Origin of the sequence: Rheinheimera sp. EpRS3 (assembly GCF_001513785.1) — a bacterium.
GTDB lineage: Bacteria > Pseudomonadota > Gammaproteobacteria > Enterobacterales > Alteromonadaceae > Alishewanella.
In genome coordinates this window covers 67,057-84,697 of sequence record NZ_LNQS01000011.1, presented here as the reverse complement: position 1 = coordinate 84,697, position 17,641 = coordinate 67,057, and the positions used below count along the sequence as shown (strand labels likewise).

Here is a 17,641-nt window from a genome sequence, read left to right as displayed (position 1 = left end):
CTGAATTGTTAACGAATACATCGCTAAGCCCATAGTACGCGATTCTATGCGACAGGCAACAGCTCTGTCAGACAAAAAAATACAGCTGTCGAATTTAACATCAGATTGGCCGGATTATCGACACTCCGCCAGCCGTACTTTGGTAGTAAAAACGGTAAAAAGCAGCTTTGTCTGGTTTAGTTGCCTGTAATCTGTGAATAAAGCAGATACAATCGAAGCGTCTTTTTTGTGGGAATAACCAAAATGAAAACCACTGTAAATATTAAATCACTATTTTTAACTGTAATGTGTACAGTTTTATTGTCGGCGTGTGCAACAACAACACACAACAGCGATAAACAGTTTACCGAACTGGCACAGCAACTGTGGCAGGCACAACAAGAGTTAAACGAAACGGCACCGGGCGAGCTGACAGACATGTCGCCACAAGCCCTGGAACAGCGCCAACAACAACGGCTGCGTTGGCAGGCCCGGCTGCAACAGGTTGATGTTAAAGCGTTGTCTGAACAAAACCAGATTAACCATGCCATTTTAGCCTATCGTCTGGCTGATCAAATTGATGAATACCGCTATGGCGCGCACTTAATGCCGTTAACGTCAGAATCGGGCTTTCATACCAATCTTGGCTTTATGGTACAGCGTGGTAGTTTTAAAACGCTGGCAGATTATCAGCACTATCTGCAAAAGCTCGCTGCCATGCCACGTTATATGCAACAACAAACCGACTGGATGAAGCAAGGCCTGGCCAAGGGCGTAACGCAACCTAAGGCTGTGCTTAAAGGCTTTGAGCAAAGCATTATTTCTTACATTGTGCAGGACCCTAGCCAAAGTGTGTTTTATCAGCCATTTAGCCGTAAGCCTGCTTTTATCGGCGATACAGAGTGGCAACAACTTACCGCTCAAGCGACTGAACAGATTACACAGGCAGTAAACCCGGCTTATCAGACATTTTATGACTTTATGGTCAATGAGTATCTGCCAGGCGCCAGAGATACTATTGCCGCCAGTGCTTTACCAGATGGCGCTGCGTTTTACCAAAACCGGCTGGAACATTACACCACGTTAAAGCTGACACCACAGCAGGTACATCAAACCGGCCTGGATGAAGTAAAACGCATCCGGGCACAAATGCAGCAGGTAATTGATCAACTAGGCTTTACCGGCAGTTTTGCTGAATTTATCCAGTACTTGCGTACCGATCCGCAGTTTTATGCCAAAACACCCGATGAACTGATGCGTTATGCCGCTTATCTGGCAAAAAAGGCCGATGCTGAATTGCCAAAATTATTTAAAACTCTGCCGCGCACACCTTATGGCGTAGTGCCGGTGCCTGCAGAAATTGCGCCTAAATACACTACAGGGCGTTATTCGGGGCCAACCCGTGATGATCAGGCCGGTTTTTACTGGGTTAATACCTACGCACTGGACCGTCGGCCATTATACGAGATGGAAGCACTGACACTGCACGAAGCTGTGCCAGGCCACCATTTGCAGGTTGCGCTGGCCCGTGAACATGCAGAGTTGCCCGATTACCGTCGCAGTTTTTATACCTCAGCTTTTGGTGAGGGCTGGGGGTTATATGCTGAATATCTGGGGCTGGAAATGGGTTTTTATCAGGAACCCTATAACAATTTTGGCCGCCTGACCTATGAGATGTGGCGGGCTGCACGGTTGGTGGTAGACACCGGCATGCATACCATGGGCTGGAGCCGTCAGCAGGCGATAGATTTTCTGGCTGAAAATACCGCGTTGTCCATGCACAACGTAACGACCGAAATAGACCGTTATATCAGTTGGCCAGCGCAGGCGCTGTCTTATAAGTTAGGAGAAATTACTATTAAGCAGCTGCGCGCAGAAGCAGAGCAAGCGCTTGGCGAGCACTTTAATGTACGCGAGTTCCATGACGTAGTACTCAGTAATGGCAGTGTACCGCTGGCGGTGCTGGAGCAACAGGTGCGTGCTTATATTGCCCGGCAGCAAAAAGGCTAGCCATCTAGCCATATCGCCTCGCAACAACTGATATAAACAGGAAGTAAAGCAGTATGGTGTGGATGTTGTTGATAGGCGTGTTAGTTTTAGTGTTGCTATATATATTGTGGCAGATGGAGCTGATAGGTAAAACAAACAAAAGCCTGCAAGCTAAGCTGCAACAACGTGAGCATGAACTGTTGCGTATGCAGCAGGCGGTGTTTCAGCTAGCCGAGCAGCAAAAAATGCTGCTTGAGCAGCGGCTGGCTAAACTGGCTGTTGAGACGAGGCTAAGTAAGCAGGAACTGGCAGCGGTGCAATTGCTATGTCAGCTATTACCGTTAGTGACCCGCGAATCCTGTAGCAAGGCTATACCGGCGCAACAAACTATAAAATTGTATTTACGCCAGCATAAAACGCTGGAGTTTGGTCAGCTTGAGTTGATGATGATCAAACATAGCCGTCTCACGGCGTTATGGCAGAACAATAGTCTGATGTCGTATTTGCAATTATGTACAGTTGCGGTGGCGTTGGCAGAGGAACAAACTCAGGCGCAGCTTAACAGCGCCTGAGTCTGCATTTAATGTCGTAGAATAACGCCGGGCTCGGTGTCTATCTGCCCTTCAATATCAATAGCAGCTATTTTGCCACCAGCTGTCAGCACCGCAAGGTTACCTTCGGCCATATGGCGAACGAACAGTAAATCATAACCAAATCGCTGTAACTCAGCGACAGAAAACTTTTGTGCCAGATTTAGATCTTCCCAGAAATAATGTATATCCTTATCCATCTGGCGCCGTTCGTGTGTCATGTCAGGCTCCAACTACCAGGGACAACAGATTTCATGTTACATCAGGTATGCGAATCAGCCAAGCTGCATTATGGTTTGCCATTGCGCTTCGTTAACCGGCATAACAGAAAGCCTGCTGCCTTTTTGTACAACAGGCAGCTCACTCAGCTTAGCGGAGCTTTTTAGTTTGTCCAGCGAAATTATCGCCGGCAGTTTGCGTTCAAATACCAGATCAACCGCTATCCAGCGCGGGTTGTCTGTTGAAGATTTACTGTCAAAATAGACACTTGCAGAATTAAACTGGCTGGGATCAGGGTAAGCCGGGCGCACAACTCTGGCAATACCAGCTACTCCGATCAGTTTGCAACTGGAGTGGTAGATAAACACCTTGTCGCCTAGCTTAACACCGTCACGCAGCATATTACGCGCCTGATAATTGCGTACGCCTTCCCACACTATTGCTGTGTCTGGGGCATTGGCAAAATCATCAATACTGCATTCGGAAGGTTCTGTTTTAAATAACCAGTAGGCCATCTTTGCTGATCTCCGTAGTTTGCGGCAGAATATCATTATATTTTACCGCAACGGAACAGAAGGTGGGGCTATGAGTCAGGTATTACAGAATTTGCTGGCATTACTGAAACTGGAAACCATAGAGCAGGGCCTGTATAGGGGGCAAAGTCAGGATTTGGGTTTTAAAGCGGTATTCGGCGGCCAGGTGATGGGGCAGGCGTTATCTGCCGCAAAAGAAACCATGGCCGAAGAGCGCAAAGTACATTCGTTTCATTCTTATTTTTTGCGCCCGGGTGACGCTAGCAAGCCAATAGTATATGAGGTTGAAAATATTCGTGATGGTAAAAGTTTCAGCACCCGTCGGGTAAGTGCCATTCAGTTTGGTAAGCCGATATTTTATTTAACGGCGTCATTTCAGGCAGAAGAAAGCGGTTTTGAACACCAGGATCAGATGCCGACAGTACCGGGCCCGGAGGAACTGGTATCCGATCTGGAGTTTTATCAACAGCATGCCGAGCTTATTCCAGACAGCCTGCGCAGTAAGTTTATCTGTGAAAAGCCGATTGAAATGCGGCCGGTAGATTTTCAAAACCCATTTAAAGCACAGATCAGCCCTGCTAAGCGCTATGTCTGGTTTAAAGCTAATGGTGCTATGCCGGATGATTTACGCGTGCATAAATACTTGCTGGCGTATGCTTCGGATTTTAACTTTTTACCTACAGCACTGCAGCCGCATGGTAAATCGTTTATGGCGCCCAATATGCAGGTAGCCACTATTGATCATGCCATGTGGTTTCATCAGGATTTCCGCTTCGACGACTGGTTGCTTTATGCCGTAGACAGCCCCAGCGCGTCAGGCGGCCGTGGGCTGGTTCGTGGCCAGTTTTTTAACCGCGATGGCGTGCTGGTTGCTTCTACCATACAAGAGGGTGTTATCCGCGCTTACCCCACCAGCCGCTAAGGCGCTCTGGTGGGTACAATGCTGTGGATACTTTGTAGCACTTCGTTGCGCAGTAAATGGCTGATTGTGTCTTTTAACTGATGCAGCTGCGCGGTGGCGCTGACACGGCTTTGCTCATCGGTTTGAGTATAGCCATTGTCTTTAAGTGCATTGAGCAGCGTACTGAACAGTTGTTTGTCGTAGTACTCCGGTGCAGTAATACCATGCAGGCTTAACAGGCGCTGCGCCAGATCATGGCTGTGTTTTTCCAGATCAGCGCGGCTTTGCGCCCCCTGGTTTTCTATTAGCTGTAACACCATGGCATAGCGCTGTAACGTGTGTTCGGCGGTGTTAGCCAGCAAGCTAAGCATAAAGTAACCATTGCTGTGTTGTGTCGGTGCCCGGTAGCTGTCGCCGTCTTGCTCAACCAGCCCGCCAGCGACCAGGTGCTGCAATATAGCGTTGCAGTAAGTCTCAACTGAATTGATGTCAAGAAACAGCTCCTGTTGCAGCAGTGGATACAACTGTTGCACCACAGTATTCAACTGCTGCCGGCTGATGTCACGCTGATGCAAAATACTGCAGGCAATAATGGCTGGTAGCATAAATAAATGCAGCACGTTGTTGCGATAATAACTGAGTAATATCGCATTGTTGTCGGTCAGGCTGATTAACTGGCCGAAACTGTCACTGTGCTGCTGCACCTTTTGCAGGCTAAGCGCATGCTCGATTAACTGCCCGGCAGACTCGTGCGGCAGTGTCATTTGCCCATGGTAAGGTGCCGCCCGCTGCAGTGCCAGATAGAAGTCAATTTGCTGTTCCAGTTCAGTACGCGTTAGTGTGTGTTTGTCTGTTGCCAGTAAGCACAGGGCTATCAGATTGATGCTGTTTAGCGCTGCAGCCTGATTAATACGCTGCATCATGTTGTCGGCCAATTGCGCAACTACCGGGTTTAGCCAGTGCGGTTTTTGCGCTTCCAGCGCGTCTATATCCTGTTTCCAGTCTGGTACGTGCTGGTTCAGATAGTTATTCAATGTTACAGGTTCGCCAAAGTTGACATAGCCATAGCCGTAATCACGCAGATTACGGATGGCTTTTATCACGCCCCAGGCCGATTCCTTCTGCTTGCCGGAGCCTTTTAATTCGCGCAGGTAAGTGTTCACTTCCATCACATGCTCGTAACCCAGATAAACCGGTACCAGCGTTACCGGCCGCTCTATACCGCGCAACATAGATTGCAACGTCATTGCCAGCATGCCGGTTTTCGGTTGCAGTAAGCGGCCTGTGCGGCTACGTCCGCCTTCGGTGTAATATTTAATGGAATAGCCTTTGCTGAACAGCTGGCACAGATATTCACGAAATACCGCTGAATACAGTTTATTGCCGCTGAAACTACGCCGGATAAAAAATGCGCCACCGCGGCGGAATATGGTGCCGGCAGGCCAGAAATTCAGGTTAATACCGGCAGCAATATGCGGGGGGGCCAGCCCTTGCTGGTAGATTACATAACTAAGCAGCAGGTAATCCATATGGCTGCGATGGCAGGGAATATAGACAATTTCGTGGCCTTTTTGTGCCAGATCACGCAGCATATCTGCATTATTTACCTTAATGCCGGTGTAGAGTTTATGCCATAGCCAGCGCAGTACTCTGTCGCCTACGCGTAGCGTCGAAGCCCGGTAGTCAGCCGCAATTTCCAGCAGCAGTTTACGCGCTTCTTGCCGGGCGGCTTTTACCGGTATGCGCTTGGCTTTGGCTTCATCATCAATGGCTTTTTTCAGTGCAGGTGCTGCCAGCAGTGCATTAAATAACTGTGGGCGGTTAACCAGCTTTGGCCCGTTCGCTGCCAGGCGCTGGCGATAAAAATGAAAGCGTGACATACGCAGCAGCTTGTGTGCGGTTTGCTCTTCGCTGCCAAACTGCGCTGCCATTTGCTGTAGCGACACCGGACGGCTAAAACGCACCAGGCTATGGCGGCCGGATACCAGCACAATTAACAGTTTTGCCAGCCAGTTAGGCGCATGTGCTTCGCCTATCAGGCCTTTAATGCTGTTTTCCTTACCCGGTGCCCGGCCCCACAATAGTGATACGGGTATTAACTGGGCGTTTAATGCGGGATCAGCCAGATGGGCTTGTAGTAATGCCTGGCCCTGAGCCAAAGCAGTGGTTTTGCCGCGTTTAAATAGCAGAGTATGCGGTTTTTCAAGAAATAAGGTACGGGGATGGATGCTGCCGTTCAGGCTGACATTGTCATTCGGATCCGGCAGGGCCAGTTTGTCACAAATACGCCTTATTGCCGCCAGATCTGCGGCAGACTCAGTAGTGCAGATATAAAACAGCGGGCGGCTGGTATCCAGCGTCAGCTCGGCAACCGGTTGCTCCGGAACAACTTTGTACTTAAGCAATGGCCACATCGGCCATTTTAACAAGGCAGCAAACAACTTAACTGGCCGAAACATACCTGACCCCCTGGAAAAAAGGCGCTTAGCATAACATGGAAGCGTTAGCTGGAAAATTGCAGGCGTTAGCCCACGCTTGCATTTGCACTTTGGCTGTATATACTGACAGTATTCACTGTACAGGTAACCAGCACTATGAGACCTCTGACACCAAGACAGGCAGAAATTCTGCAACTGATAAAAACCTATCAGCAAGACAGCGGCATGCCACCGACCCGGGCAGAAATTGCCCAGCAGTTAGGCTTTAAGTCGGCAAATGCGGCTGAAGAGCACTTAAAGGCGCTGGCAAAAAAAGGCGTAATTGAAATGATGCCAGGTACGTCCCGTGGCATTCGTTTGGTAGACACCGATGAGCCAGAACAACTGGGCTTGCCGCTGATTGGTAAAGTGGCAGCAGGCCAGCCAATACTGGCAACAGAGCATGTGCAGGATTATTATCAGGTAGATGCCAGTCTGTTTAAACCTCATGCTGATTTTCTACTACGGGTGCAGGGCATGAGTATGCAGGATATTGGTATTCTGGACGGTGACTTGCTGGCTGTGCATAAAACCACCCAGGCACTGCCTGGCCAAGTTATTGTGGCGCGTGTTGATGAAGAAGTTACCGTAAAACGGTTTCAGCGCGACGGCAATACCGTATTACTGCAACCGGAAAATAAAAATTTTGATGTGATTAAAGTAGACTTACGTGCTCAGCATTTTGTTGTTGAAGGCTTGGCTGTAGGCGTTATTCGTAACGGCAGTTGGTTATAATTTGTACTAACCTCAATAAGTTATTTGTTAACAAGCGCTGGTATGACCACTTAGGTTTGCCGGCGCTTTTGTTATTTAGGGGTTTACACTGAGGCCGATTTGGATAATTCTTAGGCTGAAACTGATTAAAAAATAACAACAGGGTCAGTTTTTGGTTTCAGCGCTAGCCCCGAAACCACGGGTAATAATAACAATAATAAACTGATGAAACTTCATACATGGGTTCGGTGTGGGTGGGTAAGAGCCGTGTAGTACTGTGTACTTAGTTTCTGCAGTTTGCTTTGCAAAATGACAGAGGAGAAGTCCAGTGACGAAAACGCGTAGTCTTCGTTGGTCGCTGCCAACCCTGCTTTTAGCTGCAACAGTTGATGCAACAGATATGCCTTTGAATATGACCAAGGGCGTAACAGAAATCAGTCAGCAGGTTTATGACTTGCATATGACTATTTTTTGGATTTGTTGTGCAATCGGTGCAGTGGTGTTCGGGATCATGTTCTGGTCTATCGTTCGCCATCGAAAAGCGCGGGGTGTGCAGCCAGCCCAATTCCATGAAAGCACCAAAGTAGAAATACTCTGGACCGCTATACCGGTATTAATTCTGATCGTTATGGCCATTCCGGCCACCAAAACACTTATTGCAATGGAAGACACCACAGAGGCAGATGTCACTGTGTTAGTTACCGGCTCGCAGTGGAAATGGCACTATAAATACCTCGATAACGATATTGAATTTTACTCTTTGCTGGCCACGCCCAAAGAGCAAATTATCAACAGGTTTGCCAAAGAAGAGAACTATCTGCTGGAAGTTGACCGGCCGCTGGTGATCCCCACCGGCAAAAAAGTGCGTTTTCTGATGACCTCTGATGATGTGATCCACTCCTGGTGGGTACCCGCCTTCGCTGTTAAAAAAGATGCTAACCCCGGCTTTATTAACGAAGCCTGGACCCGGGTAGATGAGCCCGGTGTTTATCGCGGCCAGTGTGCTGAGCTATGCGGCAAAGATCATGGTTTTATGCCCATAGTGGTGATTGCCAAGAGCCCGGCTGACTACGAGCAGTGGGTGAATGGTGAAGCCGAGCGGATTGCAAAAGCAAAAGCTGAAGAACAAGAACTGCTGGCAATGAACATGAGTATGGAAGAGCTGATGAGCGTAGGTGCCCGTACTTATACTGCTTATTGTGCAGCTTGCCACCAACCTAATGGTGAAGGCCTACCAGGCATTTTCCCGGCGCTGAAAGGCAGCGCTATGGCGCTGGAAGACATGCCCGGCCATATTAATATTGTGCTTAACGGCAAAGCCGGTACCGCCATGCAAGCGTATGCCAAGCAGCTGAGTTTAAAAGAAATTGCTGCAGTAATTACCTATGAGCGTAATGCTTGGGGCAACAATACCGGCGAACTGGTGCAAGCCGCTGATGTGCACGCAGTGATGCAAGGTAAAGGGGAATAACCAATGAGTGCAGTAGTGACAGATCATGAGCACGAACATCATGACCATAAGCCCGCCGGCATAAAGCGCTGGTTATATACCACCAATCATAAAGACATCGGCACCATGTATCTGGTGTTTGCGCTGATTATGTTTTTTATCGGCGGTGCTATGGCGATGGTGATCCGCGCTGAGTTATTTCAGCCCGGTATGCAGTTTGTTGAACCTAACTTTTTTAACCAGATGACTACAGTACATGGCCTGATCATGGTATTTGGTGCAGTAATGCCGGCCTTTACCGGGCTGGCAAACTGGATGATACCAATGATGATTGGGGCGCCGGATATGGCATTACCGCGGATGAATAACTGGAGTTTCTGGATCCTGCCGTTTGCGTTTTTAATCCTGCTGATGTCGCTGTTTATGCCGGGCGGTGGACCCAGTTTCGGTTGGACTTTCTACGCACCGTTATCTACCACCTATAGCGGCGACAGTACGGCGTTATTTGTGTTTTCAGTGCATATCATGGGTATCTCGTCCATCATGGGTGCCATTAACGTTATCGTGACCATCTTTAACCTGCGCGCACCGGGCATGACCTGGATGAAAATGCCGTTGTTTGTCTGGACCTGGCTGATTACCGCCTTCCTGCTGATTATGGTCATGCCGGTGTTAGCGGGTGTGGTGACTATGGTACTGACCGATAAATACTTTGGTACCAGTTTCTTTGATGCAGCAGGTGGCGGCGACCCGGTGCTGTTTCAGCATATTTTCTGGTTTTTCGGCCATCCTGAAGTGTACATCATGATTTTACCGGCCTTCGGTATCGTCTCCAGCATAGTGCCCACCTTTGCCCGCAAACCACTGTTTGGCTATGCCTCTATGGTGTATGCCACCTCCAGTATTGCGCTGCTGTCATTTCTGGTCTGGGCGCACCATATGTTTACCACTGGTATGCCGGTAGCCGGGGCGCTGTTCTTTATGTATTGCACCATGCTGATAGCCGTGCCGACGGGGGTAAAAGTATTTAACTGGGTGGCTACCATGTGGCGCGGCGCCATGACGTTTGAAGTGCCAATGATGTTCGCGCTGGCGTTTATCGTGCTGTTTACCATTGGCGGCTTCTCCGGCTTGATGCTGGCGATTACTCCGGCCGATTTTCAGTACCACGATACCTATTTTGTCGTAGCGCATTTCCACTATGTGCTGGTAACCGGTGCGGTGTTCTCGATTATTGCAGCCGCTTACTACTGGTTACCCAAGTGGACCGGGCATATGTATGACGAGAAGCTGGGGCAATGGCATTTCTGGTGCTCTTTGATCTCGGTAAACATGCTGTTTTTCCCGATGCACTTTGTCGGCCTGGCAGGCATGCCGCGGCGTATTCCGGATTACGCCCTGCAGTTTGCTGATTTTAATGCCTTTATCAGTATTGGTGGCTTTCTGTTTGGCGCCTCGCAGCTGATTTTCGTCTGGGTGCTGGTGAAATGTGCCCGTGGCGGTGAAAAAGCGACAGCGCAGGTATGGGAAGGTGCCGAAGGTCTGGAATGGGAAGTACCCTCTCCCGCGCCATACCACACCTTTGAAACGCCACCGGTAATTAAGTAGGAGCGCGTTATGGCACTAAAACATAAACCGTTAACCTTTAAGCTGGCTGTAACAGCATTGGCGATGTTTGGTTTTGGTTTTGCGCTGGTGCCGTTATATGACGTGTTCTGCGATCTGACCGGCTTAAATGGCAAAACCGCTGTCACAGCTGCCAGTGCCGATGCGGCACTGATTGATACCAGCCGTGAAGTGGTAATTGAGTTTATTGCCCGGCCAAACAAAGAAATGCCCTGGGTGTTTAAGCCAGAAGTGCGCCGTATGACGGTGCACCCCGGTGAAATTCATATTATGAATTATCTGGCTGAAAACCCAACGGGGCGCATGATTGTTGGTCAGGCGGTACCATCAGTGTCCCCTGGTCAGGCCGCGCTGTACTTTCATAAAATAGAGTGTTTTTGCTTTACCCAGCAGCAGTTAGCGGGCGGTAAAAACATGCTGATGCCGTTACAGTTTTATGTCGACCCGGCACTACCCAGCCAGTTTTCCACCATTACGCTGTCGTATACGTTGTATGACGTAACCAGTGCCTGGGCCGGTGATACTGCTGCGTCGTCACAACTTGGGGAATAACATGAGTAAAACATACGAAAAATATTATGTTCCCGCCCAAAGCCCATGGCCAATAGTCGGGGCTGTGGCGCTGTTTTTAATTGCCTTTGGCGCAGGTAACTATGTTAACGAAGTAACCAGGCAACAACCGGGTTTTGGTGGCTATATGCTGGCAGCCGGTTTTGTTGTACTGATTTTTATGCTGTTTGGCTGGTTTAAAAACGTTATTGATGAATCAATGAGTGGTTTATACAGTGCGCAGATGGACCGCTCATTCCGCCAGGGTATGAGCTGGTTTATTGTCTCTGAAGTTATGTTTTTTATGGCGTTTTTTGGGGCCTTATTCTATGGCCGGGTAATAGCGTTGGATTGGCTGAGCGGTGGCAGTAATAACGCCATGACGTTTGAAATTTTGTGGCCAAGCTTTGAAGCGATGTGGCCACTACTGAAAACACCGGGTGGTATTGAAACTCAGGCTATGCCAGCTACCGGCTTACCGCTGATTAACACTGCTATTCTGGTTATTTCCTCTGTTACGCTGCATTTCGCCCATACCGGGTTGGAGCAGAATAAACGCGGTCAGCTTAAAATAATGCTCCTAGTCACCTTATTACTGGGTGCAACTTTCCTTGGTTTACAGGTGTATGAGTATATTCATGCCTACCGTGATTTGGGGTTAACACTGGCATCTGGTTTTTACGGCAATACGTTCTTTTTGCTGACAGGCTTTCACGGTATGCATGTCACGCTTGGGGCCATTATTCTGCTGTTTGTATTTTTCCGGGTACTGAAAGGCCATTTCACGCCAGAAAAACACTTCGCGTTTCAGGCGGCAGCCTGGTATTGGCACTTTGTTGATGTGGTATGGCTGTGCCTGTATGTATTTGTCTATGTGATCTGATGCTAGTAAGGCCTGGGGTTTTGGTCTAAAAACCCCAGCGCCTGCGCGATAAAGATCAGTATCAGCACCAGGGCAGAAAACATGACACGGCGACCAAGATAACGCGACATTTTTACCTCTGTCTGAGGTTGTCGCAGCATCACCAGCCCTGCACGCACCAGATTAGCAATAATAAAAAGTAGTAGCGCTATGATAATAATTTTAAGCAACATAAGTAACACTCTCCGGGGTAGGTGTTATGCGCGTTAAGCTGGCTAACCAGGTTTTCGCACTTAATACGCTGTGGGTCATCCTCACTTTGACTGCTTTTGCCATTTTAATCAACTTGTCCTGGTGGCAGTTAAGCCGTGCCGGTGAAAAAACCGAACAACTTGCACGGCTGGCCGAATTACAGGCAGATGGGGCTATCGCACCTGCGGATTTAACCTTGCTGGCAGCTGCCGACGTTGATGGCGTGCCGCTAAAAGGCCAGGCCATTTGGCTGGCGCCTTATGTCTGGTTGCTCGACAACCAGATTGTTAACGGCAGAGTGGGTTACGACGTAATAGTGCCGGTGCAAGCGGCAGGTATAGACCGGCCAATGCTGGTCAATCTGGGCTGGCTGGCGGGGGCTGACAGCCGTGAAACACTGCCACAGTTTGATATGGCCACTGAGTTTACGCTGGATGGTTTGCTGCGTACTAAGGTAGATGGGCTGATGTTGCTGGGACAGAATGCTGAAGATCATGGCCAGTGGCCGATGCGGATCCAGCAAATCGATTATGCCGCTCTGGCACAGCAAAGCGGCCATGATCTTTATCCGGCGTTGCTGTACCAACAACAGGCCAGTGATTTTATACCGCATTATCAGCCAGTTGTATTATCACCAGAGAAACATCGTGGTTATGCACTGCAATGGTTTTTATTGGCAGTTGCCGTTGTAGGCGTAGCATTGGCAGCCAGTCATCAGGGAAAAGCAAAACATGAATAAGAAAAAATTTCTGCTGTTATTTGTCTTGTGTTGCGCGTTGCCATTGCTGGCCGCCAAGCTGGTGCTGGAGTTTGGCTGGTTTAATCGTGGTGTTTCCAGTAACGGCGAGTGGCAGCAAACCGAAGTATTTCTGTTAACCGCAACCAATGCCAAAGCGCATTGGCGGCTGGCTGTTGCCCCCAAAGCCGAGTGCGATAAGCCGTGTCAGCAGGCGTTATTTACCATCCAGCAACTTTATGTTGGGTTAGGGCGCAAGCAGGTGCAAGTTGAACCCGTGTTAATCAGTGAGCATGGCGTGCCAGAAGATTACACAATCTTTAGCCGTCACAGCGCTTTGCAGCCTGTGCCCGCAGCGTTACAGGAGCGCATTTTGCTGATCGACCAGCAAGGACTGGTATTACTCAGTTATCCGGTGCCGTTAGTGAAAACCGAGTTGGCAGATACTGCCAGAGCTATCCGGCAGGACTTACTTAAGCTGCTTAACTATGACCGGACCAGCGTATGAGAGGAAACCAGCGTATGAAAACACAACAATGGCTGGCGACCATCGCCGTTTTTCTTACCATGGGCGTTATTTTGTTGGGGGCTTATACCCGGCTGACAGATGCCGGGCTTGGCTGCCCGGACTGGCCCGGTTGTTATGGCTTTTTAAAGGTGCCCAAGCAGGAGCATCATATTGCTGCGGCAATGGAAGCATTTCCAGAGCGGCCACTTGAGCCGCATAAAGCCTGGAATGAAATGGTACACCGGTATTTCGCCGGCAGCCTGGGGCTGTTAATCGCGGCTATATTTTTTGTCGCCTTGCTGCGCAAACAAAGCAGCAGGTTAATACCCACAGCTTTGCTGGCGCTGGTGGTGTTTCAGGCCGCACTTGGCATGTGGACAGTAACACTGAATTTACTGCCGCTGGTGGTAATGGGCCATTTGCTGGGCGGCTTTACGCTACTAAGCCTGCTGGCAGTGTACTGGCTAAAACTTCACCCCGATTACCGGGTGTATGAACCACAACTGGTATCGCTAAAACCTTTTGCCATTATTGCCGTTGCTGTGTTGACAGTGCAAATAGCACTGGGCGGATGGACTGCAGCGAACTATGCCGCACTGGCCTGCATAGAATTACCGGTATGCGAGGCAGGCTGGCTGCAGCGCATGAATATCAGTGAAGCGTTTGATTTGCATCTGGGGCATGACGACTACGAGTACGGAGTAATGTCGGCGGAAGCCCGCCAGACAGTGCATGTGTTTCACCGCTTTGGCGCTGTCGTAACGTTAATTGTGCTGTCGGCTTTTCTGCTGCAACTATGGCGCCGGGTTAGCAGCACAATATTAAAACGGCTTACTGTAGCCGCAGCCGGGTTGTTACTGCTGCAGTTTAGTTTGGGTGTGCTTAATGTGGCGTTGCATTTACCGCTGGCAAACGCGGTAGCGCACAACTTTGTTGCTGCTAACTTATTAATGTTGCTGGTAATAATATACATGCAACTGCGAACTGCCAACACCACCGGCAAGGAGAGCTTATGATTGCTATTACACGTTCGCGCGCAGGCATTAACCGGGCACGCGATTATCTGGAGCTGACCAAGCCCAAAGTGGTGGCTTTGTTGGTACTGACAGCCTGGGTTGGCATGATGCTGGCAGTGCCACGCTTGCCAGATTTAACCACCTTAATGGCCGCCACGCTGGGTATAGGTTTGTTATCTGCCGCCGCTGCAGCGATAAACCATGTGGTAGACAAACGCATTGATGCGCAAATGGCCCGTACCTACAGCCGGCCCGTGGCGAAAGGCCGTGTTAGTGCCGCTGAAGCTACCGGCTTTGCTTTTAGCCTGGCGCTTGTAGGTTTTGTGCTGTTGTACGTGGCAGTAAATGCGCTAACGGCCTGGTTAACACTGGCTAGTTTGTTTGGCTATGCCGTGGTGTACACCATGTTTTTAAAGCGTGCTACGCCACAAAACATCGTTATTGGTGGGTTAGCCGGCGCTATGCCGCCGCTGCTGGGTTGGACAGCCATAACCGGTGAGATCCACAGCCATGCGTTGTTGCTGGTGATGATTATTTTTGCCTGGACACCACCGCATTTCTGGGCGCTGGCGATTCACCGGCGTGATGATTATGCCAAAGTGAATATGCCGATGTTGCCGGTAACGCATGGCATTGAATTTACCAAAAGTGTGATCTGTCTTTATACGGTGCTGTTGTTTATTGTCTGTTTAATGCCTTACCTGGTAGGCATGAGTGGCGCTATTTATCTGGTAGGCAGTGCTGTGCTAAACCTGCGTTTTATGCAGTACGCCTGGAAACTGAAGTTTAATGCCGATGCCTCTACTGCCATGGCAACCTTTAAGTTTTCTATTGTCCATCTGATGGTATTATTTCTGCTGTTGTTAGTGGACCACTACTTTAAGGTATCGCCAATCTATGTTTCGTAATCTGATTTATGCTTTACTTGCTGTTGCTGCAATGGTTGCCGGTGTACTGTTGTATCAGTTTTCGCAGGCCAGCGCTGAACCAGAGCTGGCACTGGTTTATCCGCAGCCAAGAGCCCTGGCAGACTTTACGCTGACTGACCAGCATGGTGAAACAGTAAACCGCGAGCGTTTATATAATCAATGGACGCTGGCATTTGTCGGTTACACCTATTGCCCGGATATTTGCCCGTTAACCCTGGCTAAACTGGCCGGTGTACAGCCCGAGTTAGCCGCAATGGTAGAGCAACCGCTTAAGGTATGGTTTATTTCGGTGGACCCGAACCGGGACACCACCGAGCAGCTTAATAATTACGTCAGCTATTTTGAGCAGGCGAATGTGCTGGGTATGACAGCAGGCCATGATCAACTGTTCCCTTTTGTACGCCAGCTTGGGCTGATGTACGCACTAAGCAGCACAACACAGGAGGACTATCTGGTTGATCACAGTGCGTCGGTGGCGCTGATAAACCCGCAGGGGCAACTGGTTGCCATGTTTAAACCGCCAATGCAGGTGGGAGAGCTGCCGGTTATAAACGCCGAACAGCTATTGGCAGATTTTCCATTAGTGATTAACAAGCTTAACGCTAATTAAGCCACGGCTGGGAATACCAGTAAAAATAGCCTTTATTGCTCAGTGATGGCGCGGTGCAGTTATAGCGGCTACGGCCGCGGTTAAGCGCTTTGCTGGCGGTAACGCTAAAGGTGCTATCGTCCAGCCACTGCGGTTGCAGCACTTCACTACCGGCAAAACATTGCAGTTGGTTGCGGTTAAAATCTTCTACTTTTAGTGATAGCTTCAGTTGGGGCGGGTTAGTACTGATAACCGGGTTAACGCCGTGATAATCGGTAATGTTAAACGCCAGTGTGCGTAGCTTTTGCGCCAAATCTTTTAAATCAGCATATTGTCCCGCTGCCGGATACCGCGGAATACGGCTTAATACAGTATGGTTACCAATAGCGCCGGATTGCTGGCCAATACCAATAAAACCCAGTTCAGTAACTAACTGCTCCAGTTCGCGGCTGTATTCGCCATAAGGATACGCCAGCCATTGATGGCGCTGGCCGGTTACCTGCTCAATTTTATCTTCTGCCGTCAGAATGCTTTGCTTCATCCGTTCGCGCCATTGCGACTGGCTTTCGCCCGCTTCGGGCCTGGCCATATGCTCATGCCACATCGCATGGTTTGCTACCAGTACACCGTCGTCTGACATCTGTTTCACCTGCTGCCAGTTCAGCAAAGGGCCATCGCCTTTGTCTATGCTGCCGGGGCTGATGAAAATAGTGTACGGATAACCAAATTCCTGCAGGATAGGGTGCGCCGTGGTGAAGTTGTTTTCGTAGCTGTCGTCAAAGGTGATCACCACGCTGTTAGGTGCCACCGGTTCGCCCTTTTGTAACTGAGCCATAAGCACATCAAGACCAATAACCTGAAAGTTATTGTCTTTAAAGTGCTGCAAATGGCTGTGCAATTCATCGGCGGTAACACTGCTGACACGCGGAGTATCGCTGGCTACATGATGATAAATCAGCATTACGGCCGCCTGTGCCGGTAATGTCAGGCTAAACAGCAATGCAACAACACAAAGAAAGTTTTTCATAGGCAGGACACCCGCAAGGCAATGAAACGAAGCCGTTTTATAGCACAAGCGGGCGCTAAACGCAGCTTTAGTCAGGTAAGCGGCTGATATCAGTAGTAAGAGTGTTCGCCACGCTGGTGCTCGGTAATGTCACGCACGCCGTTTAACTCACCGCTAAAACGGTTTAGCAGTTCTTTTTCGATACCTTCTTTCAGTGTTAAGTCCACTTGTGAGCAGCCATTACAACCGCCACCGAACTGTAAAATGGCTACGCCGTCTTTAGTCAGCTCCATTACGCTTACTCTGCCGCCATGGTTTGCCAGTTGCGGGTTAATTTCGCTGTCGATAACGTACTGTACCCGCTCCATTAATGAGGCATCGTCACTCACCTTGCGTACTTTGGCGTTTGGCGCTTTTAATGTCAGCTGCGAACCCATCTGATCGGTAACAAAATCAATATCGGCATCCACCAAAAACGGCTGGCTTTCAGCGTCCACTACCGCATCAAAGCCATTAAAATTCAGGGTTAAGTCGGTGTCTTCCACTGCATCTGGCGGGCAGTAAGATACGCCGCACTCCGCTTGTGCCGTGCCTGGGTTAACCACAAACACTCTGATATTTGTGCCGGCCGGTTGCTTTGACAGCAGCTTGGCAAAATGCAGCTGTGCCTGTTCTGAAATCGTGATCATAATAGTACCTGACTAAATTACTAGGTT

Annotated in this window: 19 protein-coding genes; 13 read left to right on the top strand and 6 right to left on the bottom strand. The window is 49.4% G+C overall.

Features of this window, described 5'->3' with window-relative positions:
• Positions 1-243 precede the first annotated feature (243 nt).
• Positions 244-1,989: a DUF885 domain-containing protein gene (locus AR688_RS18325; protein ID WP_068237519.1), complete on the top strand. Its 1,746-nt coding sequence runs from the start codon at positions 244-246 to the stop codon at positions 1,987-1,989.
• A 53-nt stretch (positions 1,990-2,042) separates the two neighbouring features.
• Positions 2,043-2,540, top strand: a complete 498-nt coding sequence (locus AR688_RS18320) for a hypothetical protein (protein WP_068237517.1) — start codon at positions 2,043-2,045, stop codon at positions 2,538-2,540.
• Positions 2,541-2,548: 8 nt separating this feature from the next.
• On the opposite strand, the gene AR688_RS18315 is transcribed toward AR688_RS18320, so the two are convergent.
• Both AR688_RS18315 and AR688_RS18310 read right to left on the bottom strand, forming a co-directional pair.
• Complete coding sequence (locus AR688_RS18315; protein ID WP_068237514.1) at positions 2,549-2,779, bottom strand: hypothetical protein; 231 nt, start codon at positions 2,777-2,779, stop codon at positions 2,549-2,551.
• A 54-nt stretch (positions 2,780-2,833) separates the two neighbouring features.
• On the bottom strand, positions 2,834-3,292 hold the full coding sequence (locus tag AR688_RS18310; protein WP_068237503.1) for an EVE domain-containing protein: 459 nt from the start codon (positions 3,290-3,292) through the stop codon (positions 2,834-2,836).
• A gap of 70 nt (positions 3,293-3,362) precedes the next feature.
• Here AR688_RS18310 and tesB point away from each other — a divergent pair, with 70 nt between their 5' ends.
• Positions 3,363-4,232 carry an acyl-CoA thioesterase II gene (gene tesB / locus AR688_RS18305; protein ID WP_068237502.1) on the top strand — a complete coding sequence of 290 codons (870 nt, stop codon included), beginning with the start codon at positions 3,363-3,365 and terminating at the stop codon, positions 4,230-4,232.
• On the opposite strand, the gene plsB is transcribed toward tesB, so the two are convergent.
• Entirely contained in the window at positions 4,229-6,670 is a 2,442-nt protein-coding gene (gene plsB / locus AR688_RS18300; RefSeq protein ID WP_068237501.1) for a glycerol-3-phosphate 1-O-acyltransferase PlsB, read from the bottom strand. The genes tesB and plsB overlap by 4 nt on opposite strands.
• 135 nt (positions 6,671-6,805) lie before the next feature.
• On the opposite strand from plsB, the gene lexA reads away from it, so the two are divergent.
• From lexA to AR688_RS18275, 5 genes are all read left to right on the top strand, one after another.
• The gene (lexA, locus tag AR688_RS18295; protein ID WP_068237497.1) at positions 6,806-7,423 is read left to right on the top strand and encodes a transcriptional repressor LexA; all 618 of its coding nucleotides are present in this window, start codon (positions 6,806-6,808) and stop codon (positions 7,421-7,423) included.
• A gap of 307 nt (positions 7,424-7,730) precedes the next feature.
• Positions 7,731-8,873 carry a cytochrome c oxidase subunit II gene (gene coxB, locus AR688_RS18290; RefSeq protein ID WP_331458839.1) on the top strand — a complete coding sequence of 381 codons (1,143 nt, stop codon included), beginning with the start codon at positions 7,731-7,733 and terminating at the stop codon, positions 8,871-8,873.
• Positions 8,874-8,876: 3 nt separating this feature from the next.
• Positions 8,877-10,460 (top strand): cytochrome c oxidase subunit I, encoded by a 1,584-nt coding sequence (gene ctaD, locus AR688_RS18285; RefSeq protein WP_068237495.1) that lies wholly within the window; start codon positions 8,877-8,879, stop codon positions 10,458-10,460.
• A 9-nt stretch (positions 10,461-10,469) separates the two neighbouring features.
• Entirely contained in the window at positions 10,470-11,030 is a 561-nt protein-coding gene (locus AR688_RS18280) for a cytochrome c oxidase assembly protein (RefSeq protein WP_068237494.1), read from the top strand.
• A 1-nt stretch (position 11,031) separates the two neighbouring features.
• Positions 11,032-11,910: a cytochrome c oxidase subunit 3 gene (locus tag AR688_RS18275; RefSeq protein ID WP_068237493.1), complete on the top strand. Its 879-nt coding sequence runs from the start codon at positions 11,032-11,034 to the stop codon at positions 11,908-11,910.
• 2 nt (positions 11,911-11,912) lie between these two features.
• Here the strand turns inward: AR688_RS18275 and AR688_RS18270 are convergent, their stop codons facing one another.
• On the bottom strand, positions 11,913-12,122 hold the full coding sequence (locus AR688_RS18270; protein WP_068237491.1) for a DUF2909 domain-containing protein: 210 nt from the start codon (positions 12,120-12,122) through the stop codon (positions 11,913-11,915).
• 26 nt (positions 12,123-12,148) lie between these two features.
• Here AR688_RS18270 and AR688_RS18265 point away from each other — a divergent pair, with 26 nt between their 5' ends.
• The 5 genes from AR688_RS18265 to AR688_RS18245 are packed head-to-tail and all read left to right on the top strand — an operon-like array spanning position 12,149 to position 15,940.
• Positions 12,149-12,880, top strand: a complete 732-nt coding sequence (locus AR688_RS18265) for an SURF1 family protein (RefSeq protein WP_068237485.1) — start codon at positions 12,149-12,151, stop codon at positions 12,878-12,880.
• A complete protein-coding gene (locus AR688_RS18260; protein WP_068237483.1) occupies positions 12,873-13,385 on the top strand; it encodes a hypothetical protein in 513 nt (170 codons plus the stop codon). The genes AR688_RS18265 and AR688_RS18260 overlap by 8 nt, the downstream gene beginning before the upstream one ends.
• A gap of 14 nt (positions 13,386-13,399) precedes the next feature.
• Positions 13,400-14,401: a COX15/CtaA family protein gene (locus tag AR688_RS18255; protein ID WP_068237480.1), complete on the top strand. Its 1,002-nt coding sequence runs from the start codon at positions 13,400-13,402 to the stop codon at positions 14,399-14,401.
• A complete protein-coding gene (gene cyoE, locus AR688_RS18250) occupies positions 14,398-15,309 on the top strand; it encodes a heme o synthase (RefSeq protein WP_068237469.1) in 912 nt (303 codons plus the stop codon). Before AR688_RS18255 ends, cyoE begins: the two co-directional genes overlap by 4 nt.
• Positions 15,299-15,940, top strand: a complete 642-nt coding sequence (locus tag AR688_RS18245) for an SCO family protein (protein WP_068237466.1) — start codon at positions 15,299-15,301, stop codon at positions 15,938-15,940. The genes cyoE and AR688_RS18245 overlap by 11 nt, the downstream gene beginning before the upstream one ends.
• On the opposite strand, the gene AR688_RS18240 is transcribed toward AR688_RS18245, so the two are convergent.
• Positions 15,933-16,946, bottom strand: a complete 1,014-nt coding sequence (locus AR688_RS18240) for a polysaccharide deacetylase family protein (protein ID WP_068237465.1) — start codon at positions 16,944-16,946, stop codon at positions 15,933-15,935. The two genes, AR688_RS18245 and AR688_RS18240, sit on opposite strands and share 8 nt — an antisense overlap.
• 89 nt (positions 16,947-17,035) lie before the next feature.
• On the bottom strand, positions 17,036-17,614 hold the full coding sequence (gene nfuA, locus AR688_RS18235; protein ID WP_068237464.1) for a Fe-S biogenesis protein NfuA: 579 nt from the start codon (positions 17,612-17,614) through the stop codon (positions 17,036-17,038).
• Positions 17,615-17,641 lie beyond the last annotated feature (27 nt).